We start from the raw sequence: 26,503 nt of genomic DNA, 5'->3' as shown, positions 1-26,503 counted from the left end.
AATCCTTTATCCCTGAAGGCGATCAGTCAGAGCCCAACTTGTATTTCTATAACGTCTTGTACGCACCCTGAAGGCTGCGCGCTTCACCTCATCCAAACGCCGATCCGGGTTGAAATCTCCCTGGAACTGACCTAAGTTTAAAGTGGCCTTTTAATCCGGGTTTGATTTATGGCGAGGAGAAATACTGTTCCTTACAGCACGAGAGCACTCGAAGCCGACGCATACGACAAATGTACGGGATCGGGGAATGACGCCGAGGGAACGGTCATGATCGAAGACGCCGTAGAATCGTCTCGATCGGCTAACAGTGAAGCATTCCTCTTCCCCACGTCTTTTGCCCAACAACGGCTATGGTTTTTCGAGCAGTTGTATCCGGGCAGCCCGGTATATCACTTGAGCACGGTGCTGCCGTTCGATGGTCCCCTGGACCGCAAGGCGCTGGAAGCCAGCCTGGGTGACCTGCTCGACCGCCACGAGGCACTGCGCACTACGTTCACGGCCCTCGATGGCGTGCCGGTGCAGCTCGTTGCACCAGGCTTGCGTATCGACTTGCCGCTGGTGGATGTCAGCCAGCCGGCGGCTGGTTGTCTGGAGCGCGCCCGCGCCGCCGCCCGCGCCGCCCTGGCCGTACCCTTCGATCTTGTGCGCGGCCCGCTGCTGCGCGCCAGCCTGTTGCGGCTCGAGACGGATTATCATTGGCTGGTGCTGGTGTTCCACCATATCGTGGCCGATGGCTGGTCGCTGGAGATCCTGCATCGCGATCTGCGCGCGCTCTATGCCGGCAGGGTCAGCGGTGAGCCGCCGCTGCTGCCGGCATTGCCGATCCAGTACGCCGACTTTGCCTGCTGGCAGCGGCGCGTTCTGCAGGGCGAACGGCTGAATTCTTTATTCGCCTACTGGCAAAAGCAGCTGCAGGATGCGCCGCTGCAGCTTTCCCTGCCCACCGACCGGCCGCGTCCGGCCCAGTCCAGCTATCGCGGCGGACGTTGCGGGGTGTGGCTGGATGCATCCCTGACCGCGCGCTTGCGCGCACTCGGGCAAGCGCAGGGTGCCACCTTGTTCATGACGCTCCTGGCCGCCTTTGGCGCGCTGCTGGCGCGCTACAGCGGGCAATCCGATCTGGTGATCGGCACACCCATCGCCAACCGCACTCGCAGCGAGCTGGAGGGATTGATCGGATTCTTCGTCAATACGCTCGCCTTGCGCCTCGATCTTGCGGGTGATCCCTCGTTTGCCGCCCTGCTTGAGCGGGTACGCACCGTGGCGGCCGAGGCGTATGCGCATCAGGACATGCCTTTCGAGATGCTGGTGGCCAGGCTCGCTCCCGCCCGCCATCTCAGCCAGGCGCCACTCTTTCAGGTGATGTTCGCGCTGCAAAACGTCCCTTCCGGAGAGCAGGAAACAGAAGCGGAAACAAAAGAGGCACCGGCGCAAGCCGACCGCAAATGGGACGAGTCCGCGACAGCCAAGTTCGATCTCCTGCTTTCCCTGGTGGACGATGGGCGCCGGGTGACAGGGTATTTTGAATATAGCGCCGATCTTTTCGATTCCGGCACCATCAATCGGATGGCAGGTCATTTCGAGGCGCTGCTGGCAGCTGCCGCTGCCGATCCGGCCTGCCGCTTCTCCAGCCTGCCGATTCTCACCGAGGCCGAGCGAGCACAGCTTTTGTTCGAATGGAACGCCACGCGGAGCGAATATCCCCGGGAATCGTGCATTCACGAACTATTCGAACAGCACGCGGCGGTATGTCCGGACGCGATTGCCCTGATTCTTCAGGATCACCGCCTCACCTACGGTGAACTCAACGCCCGCGCCAACCAGGTTGCTCATCGCTTGCGCGGGCTTGGCGTGGGTTCCGAGACTCTGGTTGGGATCTGCGTTGAACGCTCCTTTGATCTCATTATTGGCCTTCTCGGTATTCTCAAAGCTGGCGGGACCTATCTGGCGATGGACCCCGGCGACCCGCCTGCCAGGCTATCGGCAATGGTAAGCGACGCGAAACCAGCGGTGTTGCTGACCCACCGCCGGTTTTGCAGGATACTTCCGGGAAAGACTGTAAAGCTGGTTTGCCTTGACAATGCGAGGGAGGAAATCGGGCACGAATCCACGGATAATCCTGTCAGCGGAGTAGTGGCGGACAACCTCGCGTATGTCTGCTACACGTCGGGATCAACTGGCGTCCCCAAGGGGGTGGCAGTTGTGCAACGTGCCGTGGTGCGGCTGATAAAGGAAGCTGGCTACACGACATTCACACCCGATGACGTATTCCTTCAGTTCGCGCCGATAGCGTTCGACGCTTCAACATTCGAGATCTGGGGATGTCTGCTTAACGGCGGGCGGCTGGTAATCATGCCACCCATCGCACCGTCGCTTGAAGAACTCGCCGATGTGATAGAGCAACACCGGATCAGTACGCTCTGGTTGACGACAGGGCTCTTTCACCAGATGGTCGATAGCCATTGCGAACGCCTGGGTGGTGTGCGCCAGCTCCTTACAGGCGGCGACGTGCTGTCGCCGGACTACATCCGCAAGATGCGCGAGCGACATCCACAATGTCTGCTGATCGCCGCTTATGGCCCCACCGAGAACACCACATTTACCTCCTGCTATCGCGTGCCGCCTGCGGAAAAAATCCACATTCCCATTTCCATTGGCCGGCCGATTGCGAATACGGAAATCTATGTGCTTGACGACCGGCTTCAGCCGGTACCCATCGGAGTGCCGGGAGAACTTTATATCGGCGGCGAGGGCCTGGCACGCGGCTACCTCCATCAGCCGGAACTTACCGCCGAGCGATTCATTCCCCATCCCTTTCGCACCGGTGCACGCGTGTACCGGACCGGAGATTGGGTACGCTATCTTCCCGACGCCAATCTGGAGTTTCTCGGACGGCGCGATCAGCAAGTCAAGGTACGCGGATTCCGCGTCGAGCTGGGCGAGGTGGAAGCGGCTCTGCGCGGATATCCCGGCGTGCGGGAGGCAGTGGCAACCGTGCGCGAAGATACGCCCGGTGACAAGCGTCTGGCCGCTTATGTGGTGGCGGATAAATCGCCTTCGGCGAGCGAGTGGCGACACTTCCTGCAAGCACGCCTGCCGGACTACATGGTGCCCTCAGCATTCATGACGTTGCCGGCCTTGCCGCTGACCGCCAACGGCAAGATCGACCGGTCGGCACTGCCGGTGCCGACAGTATCAAGAAAAGCCGAAGCCGTGGTCCCGCGCACTGAAGACGAGCAGCGGCTGGCGGAGATATTCGCCCAGGTACTGCGGCTCGGCCAGGTCGGCATCCACGATAATTTCTTCGAACTGGGCGGGCATTCGTTGCTCGCCACGCAAGCCATCTCGCGCATCCGCGACGTTCTGCACGCGGCAGTGCCTCTGCATGCTCTCTTTGAAGCACCCACCGTCGCGGAACTCGCGCTGCGCCTGGGCCCTCGCTCGATGTTACAGCCAATCCCGCGCCGCAGCCACGAACAGGACAGCTCCCCCCTTTCCTTTGCCCAGCAGCGTCTTTGGTTCCTCGATCAGCTTTCACCGCAAAGCACCGCCTACAACCTCTGCACAACGTTCTCCTTTACCGGCCCGCTGAATACGACGGCCCTTGAAAAAAGCTTAGCTGAAATCGTTCGCCGGCACGAAATTCTGCGCACCATCTTCATCGCCATCGACGGACAAGGAACCCAAGTGGTCATGCCGCCCTCACCGCCAGCATTCACTGTGGTGGATCTGCGCCATGCACCGACAGGCGAGGCGCGCAGGATGACCAATTCCGACACCGCGACTCCATTCGATCTTGCGCGGGGTCCACTCTTGCGGGCTACATTAATGCGCACAGGCGAAGCGGATCATGTGCTGGTGCTGACGATGCACCATATCGTCGCCGATGGCTGGTCCCTCGGCATTCTCCAGCGCGAACTGGAAATCCTTCTCGAGGCCAATTCAGCTGGCCAGCCTTCGCCATTACCGGAATTGCCGATCCAGTATGCCGATTTCGCCTGCTGGCAAAGGCACATTCTTCAGGGCGACCGGCTGGACTCTTTATTCGTCTATTGGAAAAAACAACTCGAGGACGCACCGGCGCAGCTTTCCCTGCCCACCGGCCAGCCGCGCCCAGCGGCGCAGACCTTCCATGGCGCTTCGCTGTCGGCAACGCTCCCCTCGGCGTTGACAGAGGGGCTGCGGACCCTGTCGCACAACGAAGGTGCAACCCTGTTCATGACGCTTCTGGCTGCCTTTGGCGTGCTGTTGTCGCGCTACAGCGGGCAGTCCGATCTGGTGATCGGCACACCTATCGCCAATCGCACCCGCAGCGAACTGGAGGGATTGATCGGGTTTTTCGTCAATACGCTCGCCTTGCGCCTCGACCTTTCGGGCGATCCCTCGTTTACCGCCTTGCTTGAGCGGGTACGCACTGTGGCAACGGGAGCGTATACACACCAGGACATGCCCTTCGAGGTACTGGTGTCCAGGCTCGCTCCCGCGCGCCATCTGAGCCATACGCCGCTCTTTCAGGTGATGTTCGCGCTGGAAAATCATGCCGAGGAAACGCTATCGCCCACGAACGGCCGGGCCATGGGCGATATCGTCGAAACGCGCGGGGCGGCGAAGTTTGATCTCACCCTGGTAATTGCCGAGTTCAATGACGGAATTACGGCAACCCTCGAATATGCCACGGACCTCTTTGATTCGACGGCCATACGTCAAATGCTCGGTCATTTCGTCGTGATGCTCGAAAGCGTCATTGCCAACCCTGAACAGCGCATATCCGAGCTGCCGCTGCTTTCCCAAGCGGAACGACAGCAACTTCTGGTGGAATGGAATGATACCGAAGCCATCTTTCCGCGCGATTGCTGCATCCATACATTGTTCGAGATCCAGGCAGCGCGAACGCCGGAAGCCATTGCGCTTGAAACGGTCGATGAACAGCTCACCTACGCGCAACTCAATCATCGGGTCGATCAACTCGCCGCGCACTTGCGCGGGATCAGTGCCGATACCCCGATAGGACTGCTGACCGATCGCGGCACAGGACTGGCCGTTGGCGCCCTCGGCATCCTCAAGGCCGGCGCGGCGTATGTTCCCATCGATGCCACGTTTCCGGAGGAACGCATTGCTTTCATTCTTTCCGATACCGGCGCACCAGCGGTGGTGACCCGCAGCGCATTTACCGGCCGGCTCAGCGGCTACCGCGGGCGCGTCATCTGCATGGATGCCGCCACTCTGGACGAAACAGGCAATGCCCCGGCGGGCTGCGCCGCGGCAAGTGTCACGCCGGACGGTCTTGCATACATCATCTACACCTCCGGCTCTACCGGGTTGCCGAAGGGGGTAATGGTTTCGCACCGGGCGCTGGTCAATCATGCCACTGCGGTCTCCGGCGCTTATGAACTCTGTGCGGCGGATCGTGTATTGCAGATTGCGTCTCCCGCGTTCGATGTGGCGGCAGAGGAAATTTTTCCCCCCTGGCTGTGCGGAGCAACCGTCGTCGTATGGCCCGATATCGGTCCTCCGGTCTTTTCGGATCTGCTGGACTTCGTGGAAAGCCGTCGCCTCAGCATCCTGAATCTTCCCGCTTCCTATTGGCATGGATGGGTGGCGGAACTTGCAACGTTGCGGCTGCCGGAAAGTCTGCGGCTGGTGATCGCCGGCAGCGAACCGATGATTGCTGCGCGATTGAACGACTGGATGCGGCACACACATGGGCGAATCCGCCTGATCAATGCTTATGGCCCCAGCGAGACTACCATCACGGCAGCCCTCTGCCAGATCGCCCGGTTTGCGGTTCCCGCGGATCAGACCGGCGTCCCGGCTTCTGTCGGCCCTGTTCCCGTTCCGTCTGTACCATCCGTCCCTATTGGCCGGCCGATTGCGAATACGGAAATCTATGTGCTTGACGACCGGCTGCAGCCGGTACCCATCGGAGTGCCGGGAGAGCTTTATATCGGCGGCGAGGGCCTGGCACGCGGCTACCTCCATCAACCGGAACTCACCGCCGAGCGATTCATTCCCCATCCCTTCCGGTCCGGTGCACGCGTGTACCGGACCGGAGATTGGGTACGCTATCTTCCCGACGCCAATCTGGAGTTTCTCGGGCGGCGCGATCAGCAGGTCAAGGTGCGCGGATTCCGCGTCGAACTGGGCGAGGTGGAAGCGGCGCTGCGCGGATACCCCGGCGTGCGCGAGGCGGTGGCAACCGTGCGCGAAGACACGCCCGGCGACAAGCGCCTGGCCGCTTATGTGGTAGCGGATAAATCGCCTTCGGCGAGCGAGTGGCGGCGTTTCCTGCAGGCACGCCTGCCGGACTACATGGTGCCCTCGGCATTCATGACATTGCCGGCCTTGCCGCTGACCGCCAACGGCAAGATCGACCGGTCGGCCCTGCCGGTGCCGACGGTGGCAAGGGAAGCCAAAGCCGTGGTGCCGCGCACCGAAGACGAGCAGCGGTTGGCGGAGATATTCGCCCAGGTACTGCGGCTCGGCCAGGTCGGCATCCACGATAATTTCTTCGAACTGGGCGGGGACTCGATTCTGGCGATCCAGATTGTCGCCCGCGCACGTAGCAAGGGGCTGCGGTTCACACCCCGCCAGCTTTTCGAGCAGCCCACCATCGCCGGATTGCTGACTGTTGCAAACACCGGTTCCATTGCGGCGGAGCAGGGAATAGTGACCGGAACCGCGCCGCTCACCCCGATTCAGCGCTGGTTCTTTGAACAGGAACTGGCAGATCCGCAGCATTACAATCAGGCAGTGCTGCTGACGGTCTCGCGGGACATCGATGACAATCGCTGGATACGCGTTTTTGACCAGCTTCTGGCCCACCATGACGCATTGCGGCTGCGTTTTTTTCGCACCGGCGATGGATGGATCCAGACGCTTGCCGATCCGGGCTCGGCGACACCTTACCGCCGCATCGACCTATCCGGGGTTGCCCGATCGCAGCGCATGGCGGCCGTAGAGGAGCAAGCAGCGCAGGTACAAGCGAGCCTCGACCTTTCCCGCGGACCGCTCCTGCGCGCCGCGCTATTCGATTTCGGACCGGGGGAAGAAGCTTCCTTGCTGATCGCGATCCATCATCTGGCGATTGATGGAGTTTCATGGCGCATCCTGCTCGAGGATCTGGATACCGCCAATGCCCGGATGGACCCTCCCGCCGCCCTGCCGCCGAAGACCACGGCTTTCACCTCCTGGGCCGGTAAACTGGCGGCCCACGCAAACTCGGCAGACCTCATGGAGGAAGCGAAATACTGGCTCGCAGCGTTGCCCATGCAAACGGCACCACTCCCCAAAGATTTGCCGGCGCCGCTGGAAGCCAACACCGCCGGATCAAGCCGCACGGTGGTGGTTTCTCTTAGCACGGAAGAAACCGCGCGCTTGCTGAGGGACATCGCACGGACTCATCGCGTCCGTATTGATGAGATACTGCTTACCGCCGTGGCTCTCGCCCTTGCCCGGTGGAGCGGGGCGGATGAGACGCTGGTTGACGTGGAAGGCCACGGCCGGGAAACCATTTTCGATGACGTCGATTTATCCCGAACCGTCGGCTGGTTTACGACGATCTTTCCGGTAGCTCTTGATATCAGGGATTGTGTCAGCCCTGGCGCGGCGCTGCGGCGAATCAAGGAAAAGCTGCGTGCGATTCCACGGCGCGGTATCGGTTACGGTCTCTTGCGATACATGAGCAAGAGTGAGGCTGGAGACCGTCTGCAAGCGCTCCCGCAAGCACAAATGAGCTTCAATTACCTCGGGCAATTCGAGCATTCCGTCGATCCCGGTGATGCCGATGGGAACGATCCACGAGGGCCAGCTTTCAGCGACCGCGACAGGCGGCGCTATCTTATTGACATCAATGGGGGCGTTTTCTCCGACCGGTTGCACCTTTCCTGGATTTACAGCGAGGCGATACATCGCCGTGCCACGATCGAAATGCTGGCGGCGGCATTCCTGGAAGAATTGCGCGGAATAATTACCTATCATCACCCATCCTCCAGGGATATGGGATTTTCGCCGGCGGACTTCCCGCTTTCGAATCTTGACCAGGCGCAGCTGGACGAGCTCTTGCGTGACAACCCTGACCTTGAGGACATCTATCCTCTGTCGCCGATGCAGGAAGGAATGCTGTTCCACACCCTCCTCGATCCGGATTCCGGAATCTACGTCGAGCAACTTCTCCATTCCTTCGCAAACGATATCGATATCGAAGCATTTGAGCAAAGCTGGCGGTGCTTGGTTATGCGCCATCCGGCGCTGCGGACGACGTTCCATTGGAAGGGTCTCGACGCGCCGCTACAGGTTGTCCACCGCGACGCGCAACTGGACTGTGTCCACCTTGACTGGCGTGAATCTTCCCGGATAAATCAACGGCTCGATGATTTTCTTGACGCGGATCGGAAACGGGGTTTCGATCTTCCGAAAGCGCCGCCAATGCGAATTTTTCTAATCCGAACCGGCGACAATCAGTTTGAATTCGTCTGGAGCCATCACCATGCCCTCCTTGACGGATGGAGCGTGCCGATTCTCTTCTCGGAACTGGGAGATTTCTACGACGCGATCCAGCGCGGCGTCCGCCATGAACCGCCGCCACCGCGCCCTTACCGGGATTATATCGCCTGGTTGCATGAGCAGGACCGGAATGCCGCCCAGGCTTACTGGAAGCAGGCGCTCCAGGGATTTTTCGCCGCCACGCCGCTGGTGGTGGACCGGCCGCATTCGGGGACGGGAGGGGCGGGAGCAGTAGGGGAAGCAGGGGAACATGAGGAACGATATATCCGTATGTCAACCGCTTCAACAGCCACACTGGAAACTTTCGCGCGCACGCACCAGCTCACGCTCAATACGCTGATTCAGGCGGCCTGGGCGCTGCTCCTGAGCCGCTACAGCGGTGAAACCGATATCGTGTTCGGCGTCATCGTGTCGGGACGCCCCGCGGCGATTGCCGGCGTCGAGTCGATGCTGGGACTTTTCATCAATGCATTGCCGTTACGCGTTTCCGTGGCAGAAGATGCCCCCCTACTTGACTGGTTGCAGGATCTGCAAGCCCGTCAGCTCAAGGACAGGGAATACGAATACAGTTCGCTCGCGGAGGTGCAACGCTTAAGTGAGATTCCCTCCGGCCAGCCGCTTTTCGAAAGCCTGCTGGTTTTTCAAAACTATCCCCGTCGCGGAATTGCAGAAGAAAGCAAAGCCGCCAGCGCAACCCGGGCTGTGGAACGCACCAGCTATCCCCTGACAGCGATTGCAGCGCCGGGCGAGGAACTTCTACTCAGGTTTCTATATGACCGCGCGCATTTCGACGATGCCGTCATCATGCGCATGCTCAATCACTGGCGCACGCTGCTGGAAGCAATAACGGCGAACCCCGCCGCGCGTCTCGCGGATCTTTCGTTGCTCACAGCCGCCGAACGGCGGCAGCTTACGGACTGGAACCACACCCGGCGGGAGTATCCACGCGACCGCTGCATTCACGAGCTCTTTCTGGAACAGACGGCACGCACGCCCGATGCAGTTGCCCTGGTCCATGGCATCACCCGGTTCACTTATCGTGAGATCAGTGATCGTGCCCACATGATTGCCAATCATTTGCGCCGCCTCGGCGTGCATCCGGATACACCGGTGGCGCTTTGTCTGGAGCGTTCGCCGGAGATGGTGAGCGGGGTACTTGCCGTTCTCTTTGCCGGTGGCGCCTGCGTGCCGCTCGATCCGGCATACCCGCGAGAGCGGTTAGCCTTCATGCTGCAAGACAGCGGAGCACTTTTACTGCTTACCCAGCGTGCGCTACTTGAGCGGCTGCCAGCCCATCACGCGCTGTGCATGGATGAGTCGTTTCCACCACTGCCGGACGACCCGCCACCCATCGTGCCAAAGTCGATGCCAAAACCGGAAAATCTGGCCTATATTATTTATACTTCGGGGTCGACCGGCCAGCCGAAGGGAGTGGCTCTGCCACATCGGACACTCGTTAATCTGATAAGCTGGCAGCATGGGGAGCTCGGTCCAGGTGGCACCACGCTGCAATTTGCGCCATTAAGCTTCGACGTCTCGTTTCAGGAGCTTTTCTCGACCCTTTGTGCCGGCGCGACCCTCATCCTGGCCCCCGAAACGTTGCGGCAGGACCCGATGGGGTTATGGCGGCTGATCAGCGAACAACAAGTTAACAGGTTATACCTTCCCTTTGTTGCACTACAGCAACTGGCGGAGGCTGCCGTTCACGTCGAACCGCTCCCGGCAACCTTGCGAGAGATCATCACTGCCGGGGAGCAGTTGCAGGTCACGCCCCAGATCCGCAACCTGTTCAGGAATCTCCCCGGATGCCAATTGCACAATCATTATGGTCCATCGGAAACCCACGTGGTCACCGCTTACACGCTTGCAGGTCCGCCCAGCGGCTGGCCTCTTCTGCCCCCCATCGGCCGTCCGATCGCCAATACGTGCATTCACCTGTTTGATCCCGGCCAGCGCCTCGTACCCATTGGGGTGCCAGGAGAAATGTATATCGGCGGGGACAACCTTGCGCGGGGCTACCTCAACCGGGATGAACTGACCGCCGAAAAATTCGTTGCCGACCCTGATTGTCCAAGTGCACGTCTTTATCGAACCGGTGATCTCGCCCGCTATCTTCCCGGTGGCGATATCGAGTTTCTTGGCCGTCTGGATCACCAGGTCAAGATTCGCGGTTTTCGAGTTGAGCCAGGCGAGGTGGAGGCGGTACTCACCAGCCATCCCGCAGTGCGTGAGGCCGTCGTGATGGCGCGGGAGGATGAACCTGGCGACCGCCGGCTGGCCGCATATGTAGTGGCCCGGATGGAAACACCGCCTGCGGCTGGCGATCTGCGCCGGTTTCTACTCGAACGGCTGCCGGAGTATCTGGTGCCCCCGGCTTATGTCTTTCTCGGCAGTCTCCCTCTCACACCAAGCGGCAAGATCGATCGGCGAGCGCTTCCGGCCCCGGATCACTCACGTCCGGATCTCGGGCGCGCCCCCATTCTTCCCCGTACGGACGACGAAACACGAATTGCGCAAATATGGACGCAGGTTCTCGGTCTCGATGCTGTCGGCGTGGAGGATAATTTTTTTGAATTGGGTGGGCACTCATTGCTGGCAACGCGCGTAATCTCACGGATTCGGGACACTTTCCACATGGAAGTCCCCTTGCGCCAGCTTTTCGAGTCTCCAACAGTGGCCGGTCTCGTGCGTGCCATGGGCCGGGAAACAGGCGAGGCCACTGCCGAGCCGGCTATTCTTGCCGGGCTGCGGACGGATCCCTGCCCGCTATCTTTTGCCCAGCAACGGCTCTGGTTTTTCGAGCAGTTGTATCCGGGCAGTCCGGTGTATCACTTGAGCACGGTGCTGCCGTTCGATGGTCCCCTGGACCGCAAGGCGCTGGAAGACAGCCTGGGCGATCTGCTCGACCGCCACGAGGCGCTGCGCACCACCTTCACCGCCCTCGACGGCGTGCCGGTGCAGCTCGTTGCACCAGGCTTGCGTATCGACTTGCCGCTGGTGGATGTCAGCCAGCCGGCGGCCGGTTGTCTGGAACGCGCCCGCGCCGCCGCCAACGCCGCCCTGGCCGCACCCTTCGATCTTGTGCACGGTCCGCTGCTGCGTGCCAGCCTGTTGCGCCTTGAGGCGGATTATCATTGGCTGGTGCTGGTGTTCCACCATATCGTGGCCGATGGCTGGTCGCTGGAGATCCTGCATCGCGATCTGCGCGCGCTCTATGCCGGCAGGGTCAGCGGCGAGCCGCCCCTGCCGGCGCTGCCGATCCAGTACGCCGACTTTGCCTGCTGGCAGCGGCGCATTCTACAGGGCGAACGGCTGAATGCCTTATTCGCCTACTGGCAAAAGCAGCTGCAGGATGCGCCGGTGGAGCTTTCCCTGCCCACCGACCGGCCGCGCCCGGCCCAGTCCAGCTATCGCGGCGGACGTTGCGGGGTGTGGCTGAATGCATCGCTTACCGCGCGCTTGCGCGCACTCGGGCAAGCCCAGGGTGCCACTTTGTTCATGACGCTCCTGGCCGCCTTTGGCGCGCTGCTGGCGCGCTACAGCGGGCAATCCGATCTGGTGATCGGCACGCCCATCGCCAACCGCACTCGCAGCGAGCTGGAGGGATTGATCGGGTTCTTCGTCAATACGCTCGCCTTGCGCATCGATCTTGCGGGTGATCCCTCGTTTGCCACCCTGCTTGAGCGGGTACGTACCGTGGCAGCCGAGGCGTATGCGCATCAGGATATGCCTTTCGAGATGCTGGTGGCCAGGCTCGCTCCCGCCCGCCATCTCAGCCAGGCGCCGCTCTTTCAGGTGATGTTCAATCTGCTGAATATCGATGGTCGACTCCCCGGCGATGCAGCGCAAACGCCGGATGCCGGGCCGGATGCTGAACGGGATGGCGACTCCGGTGAACCGGCCGAGCCGGAAGAATCGGAAGAATCGGCAAAATTTGACCTCACACTCTATGCCATTGAATATGACCGGACCATCCGGCTCCATGCGGTGTATGCGCGAGATCTTTTTGAGTCCGGGACCGTAAGACGCATACTCGGCCATTTCACAACACTCCTGGAAGCCATAGCTACCCATCCTGACGTACCACTCTCGCATTTGCGGCTCACTCATCAAATACCATCCGGAAAAAACGGGATCGCGCCTGCGACCTCTTTTAACGAATTCCCCGAACAAGCGGTCGAGCAATCGATAGGGAGCCGTTTTCGCGAGCAGGCGGAGCGCTACCCCGATCGCATTGCCATCCAGGTAAAAAACGAGCGATGGACTTATAAGCAGTTGGAAGCGCTTTCCAACCGAATTGCCAATGCGATTCTCTCCTTGCGTGGCGAAAGCGTGGAGCGCATAGCCCTGTTCTTTCGCCACGACGCATCGATGATCGCCGCCATATTTGGCATACTGAAAGCTGGCAAAACCTACGTCCCTCTTGATCCCGCTCATCCTCCCGCCCGGACTGAGCGGATTATCGACAGTTCCGGGGCGGCCGCGGTCCTGACCGATATCGACGGTTTTTCCACAGAATATGCGCAGGTGATCCGGCTTGGCGAGACCGAACGCTTCGAGACAAACCCGCCACCCCCCGTGTCTCTTGGCGCTATCGCCTACATCCTCTATACCTCAGGATCCACGGGGGAACCGAAGGGTGTCGTGCAAACTCACCGCAACGTTCTTGGGCATGTCCGGACCTACAGCAATAACCTGCATTTATGCGCCGATGACCGGCTGACATTTGTCTCTTCGTACAGCGTTGATGCCGCGGTTCAGGACATATTCGGTGCCCTGCTTAACGGCGCGGCGGTTTATCCTATTTCGGTGCGGGAGAATGGCATGCAGGCGCTCGTCGATTGCCTGGTGGAACAAGAAATTACGGTTTTTCATTGCGCGCCGACCCTATTCCGCCATCTCATCCATGCACTGTCCAATTCAGCGCCTGGAATCACGCGTCTGGAAAAAATCCGCCTTGTCGCGCTCGGAGGCGAAGCCGTGTACCGGCGCGATGTCGATCTTTTCCGCACCCATTTTTCTCCGGACTGCCTGCTGGTCAATGGTTTCGGCCTGACTGAATCGACCTTGGCGCTACAATATTTTATTGATACTGGAGCCACGCTGATGCGCGACGCTGTACCCATCGGCTACCCGGTCGACGGTGTCGAGCTTTTATTGCTGGGCGACACCGGAGAACCGGTGGACGTCTACTGCCCAGGGGAAATCGTGTTGCGCGGTCCCTTTATCGCCATGGGCTATTGGCGGCAAGGCGGAATCGCGGCATTTCCACCGGATGGCGGAGGAGGGCGGCTTTACCGTACGGGTGACCTCGGCCGCCGGCTTCCGGATGGCAGCATCGAATTCATCGGGCGGCGGGATTTCCAGGTGAAGATTCGGGGCTACCGCATCGAACCGGGAGAAATCGAAAAACAGCTTCTGGAGTATCCTGGAGTGAAGCAAGCGGTGGTTATCCCGCAGGAATACGCCGATGGCCAAAGGCTTGTCGCATATGTTTCGGCAAGACCCGAGCAGGCTCCGGCGTCCGATGGCTTACGGCGGCATCTTGACCGGCGATTGCCTGATTATCTGATACCGGCGGTATTCGTCGTGCTTGAAGAATTGCCGATCACCCCCAGCGGCAAGATTAATCGCCTGGCATTACCGGTGCCGGAAACTTCGGACGACAGCTTTGCTCCACCGCGTACCATCGCCGAGACAAAACTCGCCGCAATCTGGCAGCAGGTACTCGCCATCGAGCACATCGGTATTCATGATAATTTCTTCTCCATCGGGGGACACTCGCTGTTCGCGACCCAGGTGATCTCCCGGTTACGCGATGAATTCGGGGTCGAACTGCCGCTACAGCAGATTTTTGAGATGCCCACCATCGCCGGCCTGGCGCTGGCTGTGGCCGCCGCGCAGGCTGAAAGCGCGCCGCTGCCAAAGATTGACCCGCTGCCGCGCTGGCGGCATCGGGCAACGGTTTCCCCGCTCGGGGAGCTTGTATTTTCCAAGGATCTAAAGGCGATGCTGGATCGATTTGCCGCCACCGGCGGCACGATCGCGACGCCATTTTGAGGAGAGCGCTATGGACGCAATACAGCAACGGGAAAACCCGGAGATAAAGCTCGTCGAAAATAACGAGGAGGTCACGCTCTACATAGACGATGGACAGGCAATGCAAGGATGGGAAAGCGCGCTGATGTGGGAATCCGCCGACATCCTTTGCGGCTACGGTTCGGAATTTCTGGAAGTGGGATTGGGTCTGGGCATTTCGGCGTTACGCATCGCCGCCAACCCGGCCACGCGCCATCATACCGTCATCGAGAAATTTCCGCGGGTCATCGAGCTTTTTCGCGAACGCAACCCGTCCCCGCCGCCAGCGCTGGAGATTGTTCATGCGGATTTTTTCGAGTATATCCAGCGGATGGAGCCGGAAAGCCTCGACGGCATCTTCTTCGATCCCTATCTCGTACCGGTTTCGCTGTGGGACGACGAAGCCTTGTGGATGGAAGTAATGCCGGCCGTGACGCGCGCCCTGCGTCGAGGCGGAGTCTTCATCCCCTGCTTTTCCACGCGCCCGGTGCTGCGGTGGCAGTTCGTCCATCACTTCGATCGTATTGTTGTCGAGCGCCGCTCCTATGCGTCATACGAAACCACGGATTACGTCAAGAAGGATACCGGCGACGCATATATCCAGTGCTTCGTTCGAACCCGATGAGAACCGGCGATACGACAGCCACAGCTATCCCACTCAGACGATACGCCGCAGCAACACGCCTGAGTCGTAATCACGCAACTCGACCCGGGTTGACGCAACGTCCACGGCGACGCAGCCCAATACGTTCCGGCGGGGCTCGAAAAGCAGCAACTGCCATGAACTCAAGTGAGCGCCATCCTCGGAATCGGAGAGAATTTTCGGCTCCCCTCCTTCTGCGAAGCTGATCTCAAAGCTGTTCAGGGGCTTTGACAATCCCCGTCCAAGAGCCTTGATATAGGCTTCCTTGCATGTCCAGAGAGTGAAAAACCGGGTATCCCGCGCTTGAGCGTCAGCCGCAAGCAGCCATGCTTGTTCGCCAGCGGCAAAATACGATGAAATCGAAGCAAGCTCAACGGAATTGCGAAGGATCTCGACATCCACTCCAACGTCGGTCCCCTGAGCGATTGCGTGGACGATGCAATCGCCGGAATGGGTGACATTGAACCGCACCAAACTAACCGGATGATGGATATACAATTTTCCGTATGGATCCTGCTTGAACCGGATCTGAGCGGGATCGGCACCCGTATATCGCGCCAGTAAACAACGCAGGGAGGCGCGCGCCAGGATAAAGGATTCCCGGTCGCGATCGAAATGGAATCGGGCTGCGCGGCATCGCTCCTCCTCATCAAGAATGGATAGATATTGATCGAGCGGAATCCTCGCCTGCGGTACGGACGTATACCAGAGGTGAACCGTCCCTGCGGGTAATTCGGTGGCCGATGCGGAAGTCATGGAGTGCGGGTGATGATATTGCCTGACTTGCAATTCTAATTCCTGGAGCCAGCCTTATCGAAGGCTACGGAGCAAACCGGCGGTCTGCCACAAAACTACGAATGTTTTTTCGACAGCAGCAGCAACAGCATCGGTACGCCCAATAATGCTGTCAACACCCCGACCGGCAATTGCTGGGGCGCCCACAAGGTGCGCGCCAGGGTATCGGCCAGCGTAAGAAAGCCGCCCCCCAGCAACACCGACAAGGGCAATAGCCAACGAAAGTCGCTCACCCCCAGCAGGCGGACGGCGTGGGGCACGATCAGCCCGACAAAACCGATGGCGCCCGCCAGCATCAGCGCCGCCACAGTCGCCAATGACGCGCCAAAGTAGACCCCAATCTGCAATGGCAGCACGGCCACACCCAGCGTTTTTGCCTTCATCTGGCCGAGACTCAGAACATTGAGGCTACCGGAAAATAGCAGGCTCATGGCCGCTACCATGATCAGGGTGATCCACGCAGGCAGCAATCCTTCGGCCCGGGAAACGTCGCCCATCAGCCAGAACAGCATACCTTTTACATCGCTGGCCGGCGCCAGGGTCAGAATCAACGTGGTCAGGGCGGTACAGCCAGCGGACAACACGACGCCTGTCAGAAGCAGCCGGTAAAGATTCCAGTCACCAGCGCGAAAACTCAGGCCAAACACGATGGCAATCGCTGCCAATGCGCCCGCCAGTGATGTCAGATTGGTCAACAGGAGTCCCCATCCCAGCAGCATGGCGGCAAGCGCGCCCACCGCCGCCCCGCCGGATACGCCCAGAATATAGGGATCAGCCAGTGGATTGCGCAATAAAATCTGCAGTAGCGCGCCCGCCAGGGCGAGCAGGCCGCCACAGGCAAATGCCGCCAATACGCGCGGCAGGCGCAGTTGCCAGACTATTTGATGGGAAACGCTGTCAGCTGGCGAAAATAGTGCACTGACAATGCCGGAAACAGGGATGTCCACACTGCCGAATAGCAATCCGGCGAACAGGCTGCCGAGTGCAAGCACCGAAAACAGGATCAGCAACCGTAAAGGATGTCTGGCGGAAGTCACACCAGAACGCAAACACTCAGAATCCCGGGCGAGGGCATACAGGCAGCACGGACTGTTTGTTCCAGCCCCTCCCGCGCACGGTGGAACGTTCCTGCAACGTTATCGCAGGCTGATGATGGGCCACGCATTTTTTTCGGCATAGCCCTTGAGCGTTGCATCAGGATCCACCGCGACAGGATGGGTAACTTTTTTGAGCAGCGGCAGATCATTCAGTGAGTCGCTGTAAAACCAGCTTTCCAGGAACGACAGCCACGTCAGATTGTGCTCATCCAGCCAGCTTTCCAGACGCGCTATCTTGCCTTCCCTGAAACAGGGTAATCCTGAAACCTGGCCCGTAAATTCGCCATCCTTCTGCTCCGGCTCGGTGGCGATCAAATTGCTTATACCCAGTGTCCGCGCGATCGGTGCGGTAACAAAGCGATTGGTGGCAGTGATGATGACACATAGATCACCGCCAAGCATATGCCTGTTAATCAGTTCGCGCGCACCGGGCGCTATCAGGGGCAGAATCCTCTTCTCCATGAATTCACGGTGCCAGGCATCGAGCTGCGTGCGAGGGTGGCGCGACAATGGCTTTAACTGAAAATCCAGGAATTCGTGGATATCGAGCGTACCGGCTTTGTATTGCTCATAGAATTCCACATTGCGTGCTTCATATACTTCCCGATCCAGCACGTGCTGCTCGATAAGGAATTGCGCCCACTCGAAATCGCTGTCGCCGGCCAGGAGGGTATTGTCGAGGTCAAACAAGGCAAGTTTCATGATGCCACCTGCAATAACTCGCGTACCAATGGAACGGTGACTTTACGCCGGTTCGCCAGCGAATAACTATCAAGCGCATCGAGCGTAGCCATCAAGGACGGTAAATCGCGCCGTCCATGACGAAGCAGGTAGTCGCACACCTCCTGCGACAGATCGAGTCCGCGGCTGGCGGAGTGACTTTTCATGGCTTTTGCTTTTTCCTCGTCAGTCAATTCATGCATCTGATATACCAAACCCCATCCCAAGCGGGTAACAAGATCTTCACGCACTTTCAACTTCAATTGCGCCGGAGCGGCGGAGCCGCTTACCAGGAGGAGCGCACGGCCCTCCTCACGAATACCATTATAGAGATTAAACAAGCCAATTTGCGCATCGGCATTAAGGCGATCCACGTCATCCACCATCACGCAATCGGCATCGCCACCCGCGCTGAAACTGGTATTCGCATCACATGCAAAATATGCTGTGCTCATTTTATCGTGCATGCATAGTCCTGCCATCCCCTGCAGCAAGTGGCTTTTGCCGCATCCCTTACCGCCCCATAGATAAACAAAATGCTCCCGCTCCAGTCCGGCGAGGATATTACCCAGGGTCTGTAACAGTTCGGCGTTCCGGCCCGGCACGAAATTTGCCAGCGTTGGGGGTGGCGATGGGGCGATGTCCAGCACCAGTTGTTTCATCTACGAGCTTTATATCGTGCAGATCGCGGAAGTCGGAAGTGTTTAGGGATCATTTACGGTAAAATTGTGCTTCCTGAAAAGCGGCACTCTATCTGCAACTGAGCGAGAACTCAACTTGACTTCATCCAATCCCGAAAATCCCGACGCTATCCAGCTTTCCTACCGCGATGCGGGCGTGGATATTGATGCGGGTGACCGCCTGGTAGAAAACATCAAGCCCTATGCCAAACGTACCATGCGTCCGGAGGTGCTCGCGGGCATAGGCGGCTTTGGGGCGTTGTTCGAAATCTCCAGGAATTACCGCAATCCGGTGCTGGTATCGGGTACCGATGGCGTGGGCACCAAATTGAAGCTCGCATTCCAGTTGAACCGGCACGACCGCATTGGGATAGACCTTGTGGCAATGAGCGTCAATGATATTCTGGTACAGGGGGCGGAACCATTGTTCTTCCTGGACTACTTCGCCTGCGGCAGATTGGACGTGGATACCGCCACCCAGGTGGTCAAGGGTATCGCGGCGGGTTGCGAACAAGCGGGTTGCGCCTTGATTGGCGGTGAGACCGCCGAAATGCCGGGCATGTACCCGGAGGGTGAATACGACCTTGCGGGTTTCGCGGTAGGCGTGGTGGAGAAAGATCATATCATCACCGGTTTAACTATCCGGGCGGGTGATGCGGTGCTTGGACTGGCTTCCAGCGGTGCGCATTCCAATGGTTACTCACTGATCCGCAAGATTATCGAAAAAAATAACACAGACTTGTCGACCGATTTCGGGGGTAAAGCGTTAATGGATGTAATCATGGCACCGACCCGTATTTACGTAAAAGCGGTGCTCGAACTGATGAAGCATCTGCCGGTTAAAGGGCTCGCTCACATTACGGGTGGCGGATTGGTGGAAAATATTCCACGTATCCTGCCAGAAAGTGTCGTTGCGGTACTGCAAAAAGGCCACTGGGAAATCCCGCTGCTTTTCCGCTGGCTGCAGGAGCAGGGCAACGTGACCGAAAGTGAAATGCACCGTGTGTTTAATTGCGGCATTGGCATGGTGCTGATCGTGGCGCCGGAACTTGCCGATAGCGCGGTGAAAATATTGCAGTCTGGGGGCGAAACCGTTTGGCGTATCGGCATCATCCGGCAACGGGATGCGAATGAATCGCAGACGATCATTGAGTAATCGAGACAAAGATTGTCTTTGGTCATCCTGTTGATGTTGACATAATGAAGTCCCTTGTTATTCTCATTTCCGGCCGCGGCAGCAACATGGAAGCGCTGATCGACGCAAAACTCCCGGTCAGGATAGCCGCTGTTATCAGTAACAGGCCGGATGCGGCGGGGCTGGAAATTGCCAGGATGCATGGATTTGAAACAAAAGTACTGGATCAACGGTCTTATCCAGTTCGCGAGGCATTCGATACCGCCTTGGCGGAAACAATCGACGCTTACGAACCGGACCTGATCGCACTCGCCGGTTTCATGCGCATTCTGGGAGATGGCTTTGTTAACCGTTATTGTGGAAAGCTGATGAACGTTCACCCTTCACTGCTGCCCGCCTTTCCCGGCCTCGACACCCACGCCCGGGCCCTGAAGGAAGGCGTGAAGATACATGGCTGCACCGTGCACTTTGTAACCTCGCAGGTGGACCACGGCCCGATCATCATTCAGGCGGCGGTCCAGACATTGCCCGGCGACACCAAAGAAACGCTCGCTGCACGGGTATTGCAACAGGAACACCGCATTTACCCCGAAGCGATACGCTGGTTTATGGAAGGCCGACTGAAAGTCGCCGATAATCGTGTGGAAGTGAGCGATGCCGTGGCTGATGGTTCAATTTTATTCTCACCGGAATTACACCAATGAAACTTCTATCTGTTGCCCTGTCATGCGGACTATACTTTTCCGCTTTTTTCACCTCGTCCGCTCTGGCCGCCGATATTCCCGCTCGTGTCGACATCAGCTACTCGATAACATCCGGCGGCCTGGAAGGAGAAGTGAATGATACGCTGCAAATCAAACGTGAAAGAGGCATGCGCAGCTATGCCATCAGCAGCGAAGCCCGTGCCAAGGGTATGCTGGCGTTGACACAACCGGACCCTATTATGCTTGATAGTGCGGGGAGTATCACAGCGGAGGGATCACTGCGACCCAGCCGCTTTTCCGATCAGCACGGCAAGAAAATACCCAAAGTAGCTATTTTTGACTGGAACAAGAAATTGCTGACCCTTCAGCATAAACGCGGGGAAGAGCAGAAAGCCCTGCCTGCCGACATCCAGGATAGACTGAGCCTGCATTATAGCTTCTTGTTCTCGCCTGTTCCCGGCAAAGTTTTAAATCTGCACGTAACCGACGGCAAGCGGCTCGAATCGGTTCGCTACGCCGTTGGCAAGGAAACGCTGGATACGCCGATGGGCAAGCTCGAAACCATCGTGCTCACAAAACAGACTGAAACGGATGGCGAGCGCGACAGGAAAATCTGGCTTGCCGTTGACCACCATATGCTCCCGGTACGCATCGTGGCCACCGAGAAAATGGGTATTGTGACGGATCAGATGGTTACGAAAATAAGCTATGGAGAGCCCGCGAATAGCTTAAAACAGGGACGCCTTCAGTAATCCTGAATTCGGCGGCGGACCATTTTTGTGCGGTATGGCGGTATGATCGACAACCATCTCGTGCGCCACTTGACTTTCCCATGGTGAATTCGCGACAGGCCGAATTTGGAATAATTTAAAGCCTGAGAATTTGTCACCCTTCCACAGTTTGGGATATATGTTGTACCCCATTGTGCGGATGTGCCACGTCTCCCTCACTCCTACTTTCGCGGTATCGACATAGATGCGTATTACTCCTGCTCACCTGGACATGGTCACCGCTGCACTGCGTACCGTGCTGCCGCTGGATCACCCTGCCGATTCAATACTGCGGCATTTTTTTCGCGAGAATCCGGCGTTTGGGGCAAATGACCGGGCATTTATCGCGGAAAGCGTATTCGGCATTTTGCGCCACCGTTTTTTTCTTGAAAGCGTATCCGGCACTTCCACGCCCCGTTCCTTGTTGCTTGCCTATCTGGCCAGGTTTCAGGGTATGAATTTGCGCGAGCTGCTGCCGCTCGTCAGCGAGGTTGAAGCAAAATGGCTTACCGGGATCAAGGCAGTGACCCCGGAATCGCAGTCGCTTGCCATACAGGCCGAATTCCCCGAATGGCTGATGGAGAAGCTGCGTGGCTTCATGCCGGATAACGAGATTCTCGATCTGGGACGTTCGCTGCAACGCCCCGCTTCACTTGATTTGCGCGTCAATACGCTGCTTGCGAATCGCGATGAAGTCCTTGCGTTGCTGAACAAGGACGGCATTGAAGGCAATGCCACGCCGTACTCGCTTATCGGCATCCGCCTGACCGGCAAGCCGGCTATCAACCGCCATGAACTGTTTCTTACCGGCAAGGTGGAAGTACAGGACGAAGGCAGCCAACTGCTGGGCTATTTGCTCGCCCCAAAGCGCGGCGACATGGTGGTGGATTTCTGTGCGGGAGCGGGAGGCAAAACGCTGATGCTGGGTGCACTGATGCGCTCACAGGGACGCATCTATGCTTTCGATATTTCCGAAAAACGGCTGAATAACCTGAAGCCACGCCTCAAGCGTTCCGGGTTATCCAATCTTTATCCGCAGCGTATTGCCAACGAAAACGACATCAAGGTAAAACGTCTGACGGGAAAGATTGACCGGGTACTGGTGGATGCGCCATGCAGCGGGCTGGGAACATTACGCCGCAATCCGGATCTGAAGTGGCGGCAGTCACCGCAGAGCATCGAAGAACTCAAGCGCAAGCAAGTGGCGATTCTATCCTCCGCGGCGAACCTGCTCAAGCCGGGTGGCAGGCTGATCTATGCCACTTGCAGCTTTCTGCCGGAGGAGAACCAGGAAATTGTCGAGCGCTTTCTCGCTGGCCATCCCCGGCTCATACTGCTGAACTGCGCCGAACTTTTGGCTCAACAGAAAATTCCGCTCGATACCGGCGTATATTTGCAGTTATCGCCCGGTTTACACGGTACGGATGGTTTTTTTGCCGCCGCGATGGCACTGGTAAAGCAGGAAGACGACATTCCCAATCCGTAGCGCTTCCCTTGTTGGCTGTCTGATTGTCCTCCGCTATAACTCTGAACTCTCTACTTGGCGGGGAAGCGTGCACATATGGTTGAAATCTAGCCATGAAAATTACTGTAACATTTACCCAGCGCGCAGAATTACCTTACCGTCAAGACCCCAACAAAACCTACTTCAGCAGGTTTGGGATAATTGCATGGCGGATCGGGAGGAATGAAAAACCCGACACAGTTTCCTGGGCCGGGGCGGTGCGCTACGCTGCAAGGGGGGAGCAGAGCCCCGCAACATAATATTACGGGCTTGCTGCAATTTTACTATGGGACATATGGACTAGAAACCACCCACTCGGGTGGAGAATTAATGCCAGGTGAACTCCTAAAGTGACTACATTAATAGGTGCGGCTCCGCACCGAATTCTTTTAAAAATTTCGTCATGGTACGCTTCCGCTCCTACGGGGCGGGAGATTGAACATTTTTAATCCATTATTGATTTGCCAGGAGATTACTATGACCAAAGAAAAAATACGTCCTCCCACCGAACCCTTCACTCCTGATCCTACCCGGGGAAGCCTCCACTATCGCAGAGATCCAGCCAGTGATTTACCCACGGATCCCCCGAGACACGGAAAGGCTGATCAGGACGGCAATAAAGCTGTAAGCCCAAAACAGAAGGCCATGAGTAACCCGGCGGGATCTCGCGCTCATTCAACCCACGGCGGAACTTCACAGCAACACGCGAAGGCCGGCAGTCAAAGTAAAGAAAATAAATAGTATTACGTTTTGTCTGGTTTTCGTACTAGTGAATGCCAGGGGCCTGAACTGGCTTGTATCAACGTCATATTTGTTATTATTTATTTGCGCCGACGCCAGGCAAGGCCGACTATGCCGAGACCAATTAACGCGAGTGTGCCGGGCACGGGTACTGCCGACGGCGATGATGGTGAGGTGAAGCTGATGTTTACGGTGGTGCCGTCGATGTAGCTCAGTCCTTGCCAATTTAGCAGGATCTGATTATCCGTGAAAGACACCCGAGAGTTATCGAATCCAGACATCGTGGTGGAGGGAATCACTAGCAGGCTCTCGAAATCGAAAGGACTCATCGCGGTAAAGATGACCCCATTAAAATCGTTCGAGTTCCAGGTGGGGCTACCGAGGATTGTGCCAAAGGTGACCGAAAGCGTGTTGTCGGTAAAGTCGATGAAAAGGTTGGTTACGCCCTCGACGTTTCCAACCGTTTCTTGGCCCGCGCCAACCGTAAAGCTCGACGGCGTAAAAATGGCCGATGCGTAGGGCGAACTGGTGTTGGGCGTGTAGTAACCAACCTCCATTTGTGTGCCAATGAGGCCCGCATGCGCGACTCCGCCTATAGCCCAAACGATCGATGCAAGGGCCGCCTTTGCAAATTGTTTAGTTGAAAACATGAATTTCTCCAATAAAGAGACCAGAATCAGGAACCGTCTAAATTGATATGCTATAGACTCTGGCTACTTTTACTATTGGACGGAAGTGCTAATGAGCACTACATAATTGGCTGCGTCCTGTCTCGTCAGGACTTTCGCCAATGATGCTTTTGATCCAGTGGTCGGCCGGAAATCATCGCAACCAGCGATCCAGCCTGATTTCTCTAATCTTTGCTTGTATGAGCTATGACAATTCGCACACATCGCGGCATGATTCGATTTGTCCCAGAATAGCTCCTGGTCGCCTCGATGAGCCTTTATATGGTCAACCACGGCGGCCAGTTTGCCGTCCCGCACACAATTAAGGGTGACTGAGTAGGTATCCAGCCAATTGGCACGACTGCTACGAACACTCGCAACCTGTTGCTCGTGCTAGAATTTATTACAGCGCACGCTTGGTTCCAATCTACTCATGCAACCCGATAACGAAATCCAAATCCAGAGTTTGCTACGCAGTTTGATCACCGATGCGCAGGAGATCAGCGTCCTGTGGCAGATTGCTGTGCTGGTTGCAGGTCTGGGTTTCGCATGGCTGTTGCAAAGACTCAGGCAACAATTCTCTCCGCCAGCAGGTGCAAGCCGCAGGCTGCTGTTATTTCCACTCCTTGCGCTTGCCTTGATCCTTCCCGGCAGATGGGTGCTTAGTCACTTGTATTCAACTCATCTTCTCAATATCGCTGTCCCCCTGTTATTGGCGCTTGCGCTGATCCGCGCGACCGTCTACATGCTGCGCCGGGTTTTTTCCAGTCAAGAGTGGTTGCGTCCCTGGGAGCGGCGCATCGGCTGGGTAGTGTGGATTGGACTGGCGCTCCATGTAACAGGCCTGTTGCCGGGAATCCTTACCCTCCTTGATGACATCTCATTCCATATCGGCAAACAACGTCTTTCATTATTGCTGATCGTGGAAGGAATTCTTGCATTTTCGCTCAGCATGCTATTGGCGCTCTGGCTCGCCAGCTCGCTTGAAGCTCGTATCATGCAAACCGATGCGCTGAATATCAATCAGCGTGTAATCCTGTCAAAAATTACCAGCACTCTGCTGACCCTTTTTGGCGTTCTGTTCGCATTGTCCATGGTTGGAGTGGACATTACCGTTTTATCCGTATTCAGCGGCGCGCTCGGCGTCGGTCTGGGATTGGGCTTGCAGAAAATTGCCAGCAACTACATAAGCGGCTTTATCATACTTCTGGATCGCTCCCTGCATATCGGCGACATCGTAACGGTGGATAACCGTAAAGGTGAAGTCACTTTACTTACCACGCGGTACGTGGTACTCAAAGTTGACGACGGTACCGAAGCCCTTATCCCCAATGATACCTTCATCACTTCAACGGTTATCAGTCAGACCTACTCAGATCACCGGATACGTCTGATTCTTCCAATTCAGATCGGATACGCAAGCCCTGTTGAAGCCGCCATGGACCTTATGCTGGACATTGCAAAAAAAAAGCAACAAGTATTAACGGAACCCGAACCCGTGGTAATTCTCAAGGAATTTGCCGACAGTGGAATCAATCTGGAACTGATCATCTGGGTGGAGAATCCAGAGGGCGGAGCACTCCGCTTACGTTCCAGCCTGAACCTTGAAATCTGGACTGAATTTCAAAAACACGGTATCGAGATTCCCTTCCCGCAGCGGGAAGTGCGGCTCGTCCGGCCAGCCAAATTGGAAAATTAATGGCAGGAATTTAACAGCAGAATCCATTAGGCTGCGAGATGATGGCGGGGCAGATTGCGAGACAGCTCTGGCGTTTGGGAAAAGTCCATAGCCGCGGTCTATGGACGCTGGGCAAGCAACGAAAATGGCCGAAAACTGACCGCCCTCACTCGGGTAGGCTCGGAGAGCCGCCTGATGGATTATCCGGGTTTAACGCTCATACTGTCTTTTTTTGTATGAACTCGATCTTGTAACCGTCCGGGTCCTCGACAAATGCAATCACGGTGGCGCCATGTCTCATGGGTCCTGCTTCCCGTGTAACGTTGCCGCCACGCTTTTTTACTTCTTCACAGGTCTTGTAGGCGTCATCCACTTCTATGGCAATATGTCCATAGCCGGTGCCCAGGTCGTATTTTTTTACATCCCAGTTATGGGTTAATTCAAGTACCGCGCCATCCGCCTCATCCTGATAACCGACAAACGCAAGCGTAAATTTTCCCTCGGGGTAATCCCGCCGGCGCAATACTTTCATTCCCAGCACACCCGTGTAGAAAGCAATGGATTTTTCCAGATCGCCGACTCGCAGCATGGTATGCAGAATACGCATTTAAATTTCCACCATTTCAAAATCTTCCTTGCGCGCGGCACATTCGGGACAAGTCCAGTTCATTGGTACATCTTCCCATCGTGTCCCGGGGGGAATACCTTCTTGCGGCGATCCTTCGGCTTCGTCGTATATGAAGCCGCAAATGAGGCACATGTAACAACGGTAAGCGCGAGTTTCGGTA

Annotated in this window: 14 protein-coding genes; 7 read left to right on the top strand and 7 right to left on the bottom strand. The window is 57.4% G+C overall.

Annotation, left to right across the window (positions count from 1 at the left end):
- Window positions 1-168 precede the first annotated feature (168 nt).
- Window positions 169-14,562 carry a non-ribosomal peptide synthetase gene (locus BLR00_RS03435; RefSeq protein WP_081346628.1) on the top strand — a complete coding sequence of 4,798 codons (14,394 nt, stop codon included), beginning with the start codon at window positions 169-171 and terminating at the stop codon, window positions 14,560-14,562.
- A gap of 10 nt (window positions 14,563-14,572) precedes the next feature.
- Window positions 14,573-15,205: a class I SAM-dependent methyltransferase gene (locus BLR00_RS03430; protein ID WP_074630814.1), complete on the top strand. Its 633-nt coding sequence runs from the start codon at window positions 14,573-14,575 to the stop codon at window positions 15,203-15,205.
- Window positions 15,206-15,238: 33 nt separating this feature from the next.
- Here the strand turns inward: BLR00_RS03430 and BLR00_RS03425 are convergent, their stop codons facing one another.
- The 4 genes from BLR00_RS03425 to hda all read right to left on the bottom strand — a co-directional run bounded on the left by BLR00_RS03425 (window position 15,239) and on the right by hda (window position 18,497).
- A complete protein-coding gene (locus BLR00_RS03425; protein WP_143007621.1) occupies window positions 15,239-16,012 on the bottom strand; it encodes a 4'-phosphopantetheinyl transferase family protein in 774 nt (257 codons plus the stop codon).
- Window positions 16,013-16,074: 62 nt separating this feature from the next.
- Complete coding sequence (locus BLR00_RS03420) at window positions 16,075-17,067, bottom strand: FecCD family ABC transporter permease (protein WP_256324036.1); 993 nt, start codon at window positions 17,065-17,067, stop codon at window positions 16,075-16,077.
- Window positions 17,068-17,154: 87 nt separating this feature from the next.
- Window positions 17,155-17,817 (bottom strand): histidinol-phosphatase, encoded by a 663-nt coding sequence (locus BLR00_RS03415; RefSeq protein WP_074630812.1) that lies wholly within the window; start codon window positions 17,815-17,817, stop codon window positions 17,155-17,157.
- A complete protein-coding gene (gene hda / locus BLR00_RS03410; protein WP_074630811.1) occupies window positions 17,814-18,497 on the bottom strand; it encodes a DnaA regulatory inactivator Hda in 684 nt (227 codons plus the stop codon). The genes BLR00_RS03415 and hda overlap by 4 nt, the downstream gene beginning before the upstream one ends.
- A 115-nt stretch (window positions 18,498-18,612) precedes the next feature.
- Between hda and purM the strand changes: the two genes are divergently transcribed.
- From purM to BLR00_RS03385, 4 genes are all read left to right on the top strand, one after another.
- Window positions 18,613-19,671: a phosphoribosylformylglycinamidine cyclo-ligase gene (gene purM, locus BLR00_RS03405; protein WP_074630810.1), complete on the top strand. Its 1,059-nt coding sequence runs from the start codon at window positions 18,613-18,615 to the stop codon at window positions 19,669-19,671.
- A 44-nt stretch (window positions 19,672-19,715) separates the two neighbouring features.
- Window positions 19,716-20,354 (top strand): phosphoribosylglycinamide formyltransferase, encoded by a 639-nt coding sequence (gene purN, locus BLR00_RS03400; RefSeq protein WP_074630809.1) that lies wholly within the window; start codon window positions 19,716-19,718, stop codon window positions 20,352-20,354.
- The gene (locus BLR00_RS03395) at window positions 20,351-21,106 is read left to right on the top strand and encodes a DUF3108 domain-containing protein (protein ID WP_074630808.1); all 756 of its coding nucleotides are present in this window, start codon (window positions 20,351-20,353) and stop codon (window positions 21,104-21,106) included. The genes purN and BLR00_RS03395 overlap by 4 nt, the downstream gene beginning before the upstream one ends.
- Before the next feature lie 223 nt (window positions 21,107-21,329).
- A complete protein-coding gene (locus tag BLR00_RS03385; RefSeq protein WP_074630806.1) occupies window positions 21,330-22,610 on the top strand; it encodes an RsmB/NOP family class I SAM-dependent RNA methyltransferase in 1,281 nt (426 codons plus the stop codon).
- Window positions 22,611-23,449: 839 nt separating this feature from the next.
- Here BLR00_RS03385 and BLR00_RS03375 read toward each other — a convergent pair.
- Window positions 23,450-24,019, bottom strand: coding sequence for a PEP-CTERM sorting domain-containing protein (locus BLR00_RS03375; protein ID WP_074630804.1), 570 nt, complete (start codon window positions 24,017-24,019; stop codon window positions 23,450-23,452).
- Window positions 24,020-24,470: 451 nt separating this feature from the next.
- Between BLR00_RS03375 and BLR00_RS03365 the strand changes: the two genes are divergently transcribed.
- Window positions 24,471-25,736: a mechanosensitive ion channel family protein gene (locus BLR00_RS03365; RefSeq protein WP_074630803.1), complete on the top strand. Its 1,266-nt coding sequence runs from the start codon at window positions 24,471-24,473 to the stop codon at window positions 25,734-25,736.
- A gap of 196 nt (window positions 25,737-25,932) precedes the next feature.
- Here the strand turns inward: BLR00_RS03365 and gloA are convergent, their stop codons facing one another.
- Both gloA and BLR00_RS03355 read right to left on the bottom strand, forming a co-directional pair.
- Complete coding sequence (gene gloA, locus BLR00_RS03360; protein ID WP_074630802.1) at window positions 25,933-26,322, bottom strand: lactoylglutathione lyase; 390 nt, start codon at window positions 26,320-26,322, stop codon at window positions 25,933-25,935.
- Window positions 26,323-26,475, bottom strand: coding sequence for a rubredoxin (locus BLR00_RS03355; RefSeq protein ID WP_004178808.1), 153 nt, complete (start codon window positions 26,473-26,475; stop codon window positions 26,323-26,325). It lies immediately after the preceding gene.
- Between the last annotated feature and the right edge of the window lie 28 nt (window positions 26,476-26,503).

Origin of the sequence: Nitrosospira multiformis (assembly GCF_900103165.1) — a bacterium.
GTDB lineage: Bacteria > Pseudomonadota > Gammaproteobacteria > Burkholderiales > Nitrosomonadaceae > Nitrosospira > Nitrosospira multiformis_D.
This window is presented reverse-complemented; position numbering and strand designations above follow the sequence as displayed.

What these genes read in the sequence shown, in the direction of transcription:
- BLR00_RS03435 (WP_081346628.1), top strand. Translation starts at nt 169, where the DNA reads ATGGCGAGGAGAAATACTGTTCCTTACAGCACGAGAGCACTCGAAGCC.
- BLR00_RS03430 (WP_074630814.1), top strand. Translation starts at nt 14,573, where the DNA reads ATGGACGCAATACAGCAACGGGAAAACCCGGAGATAAAGCTCGTCGAA.
- BLR00_RS03415 (WP_074630812.1), bottom strand. Translation starts at nt 17,817, where the DNA reads ATGAAACTTGCCTTGTTTGACCTCGACAATACCCTCCTGGCCGGCGAC.
- hda (WP_074630811.1), bottom strand. Translation starts at nt 18,497, where the DNA reads ATGAAACAACTGGTGCTGGACATCGCCCCATCGCCACCCCCAACGCTG.
- purN (WP_074630809.1), top strand. Translation starts at nt 19,716, where the DNA reads ATGAAGTCCCTTGTTATTCTCATTTCCGGCCGCGGCAGCAACATGGAA.
- BLR00_RS03395 (WP_074630808.1), top strand. Translation starts at nt 20,351, where the DNA reads ATGAAACTTCTATCTGTTGCCCTGTCATGCGGACTATACTTTTCCGCT.
- BLR00_RS03385 (WP_074630806.1), top strand. Translation starts at nt 21,330, where the DNA reads ATGCGTATTACTCCTGCTCACCTGGACATGGTCACCGCTGCACTGCGT.
- BLR00_RS03375 (WP_074630804.1), bottom strand. Translation starts at nt 24,019, where the DNA reads ATGTTTTCAACTAAACAATTTGCAAAGGCGGCCCTTGCATCGATCGTT.
- BLR00_RS03365 (WP_074630803.1), top strand. Translation starts at nt 24,471, where the DNA reads ATGCAACCCGATAACGAAATCCAAATCCAGAGTTTGCTACGCAGTTTG.
- gloA (WP_074630802.1), bottom strand. Translation starts at nt 26,322, where the DNA reads ATGCGTATTCTGCATACCATGCTGCGAGTCGGCGATCTGGAAAAATCC.
- BLR00_RS03355 (WP_004178808.1), bottom strand. Translation starts at nt 26,475, where the DNA reads ATGTGCCTCATTTGCGGCTTCATATACGACGAAGCCGAAGGATCGCCG.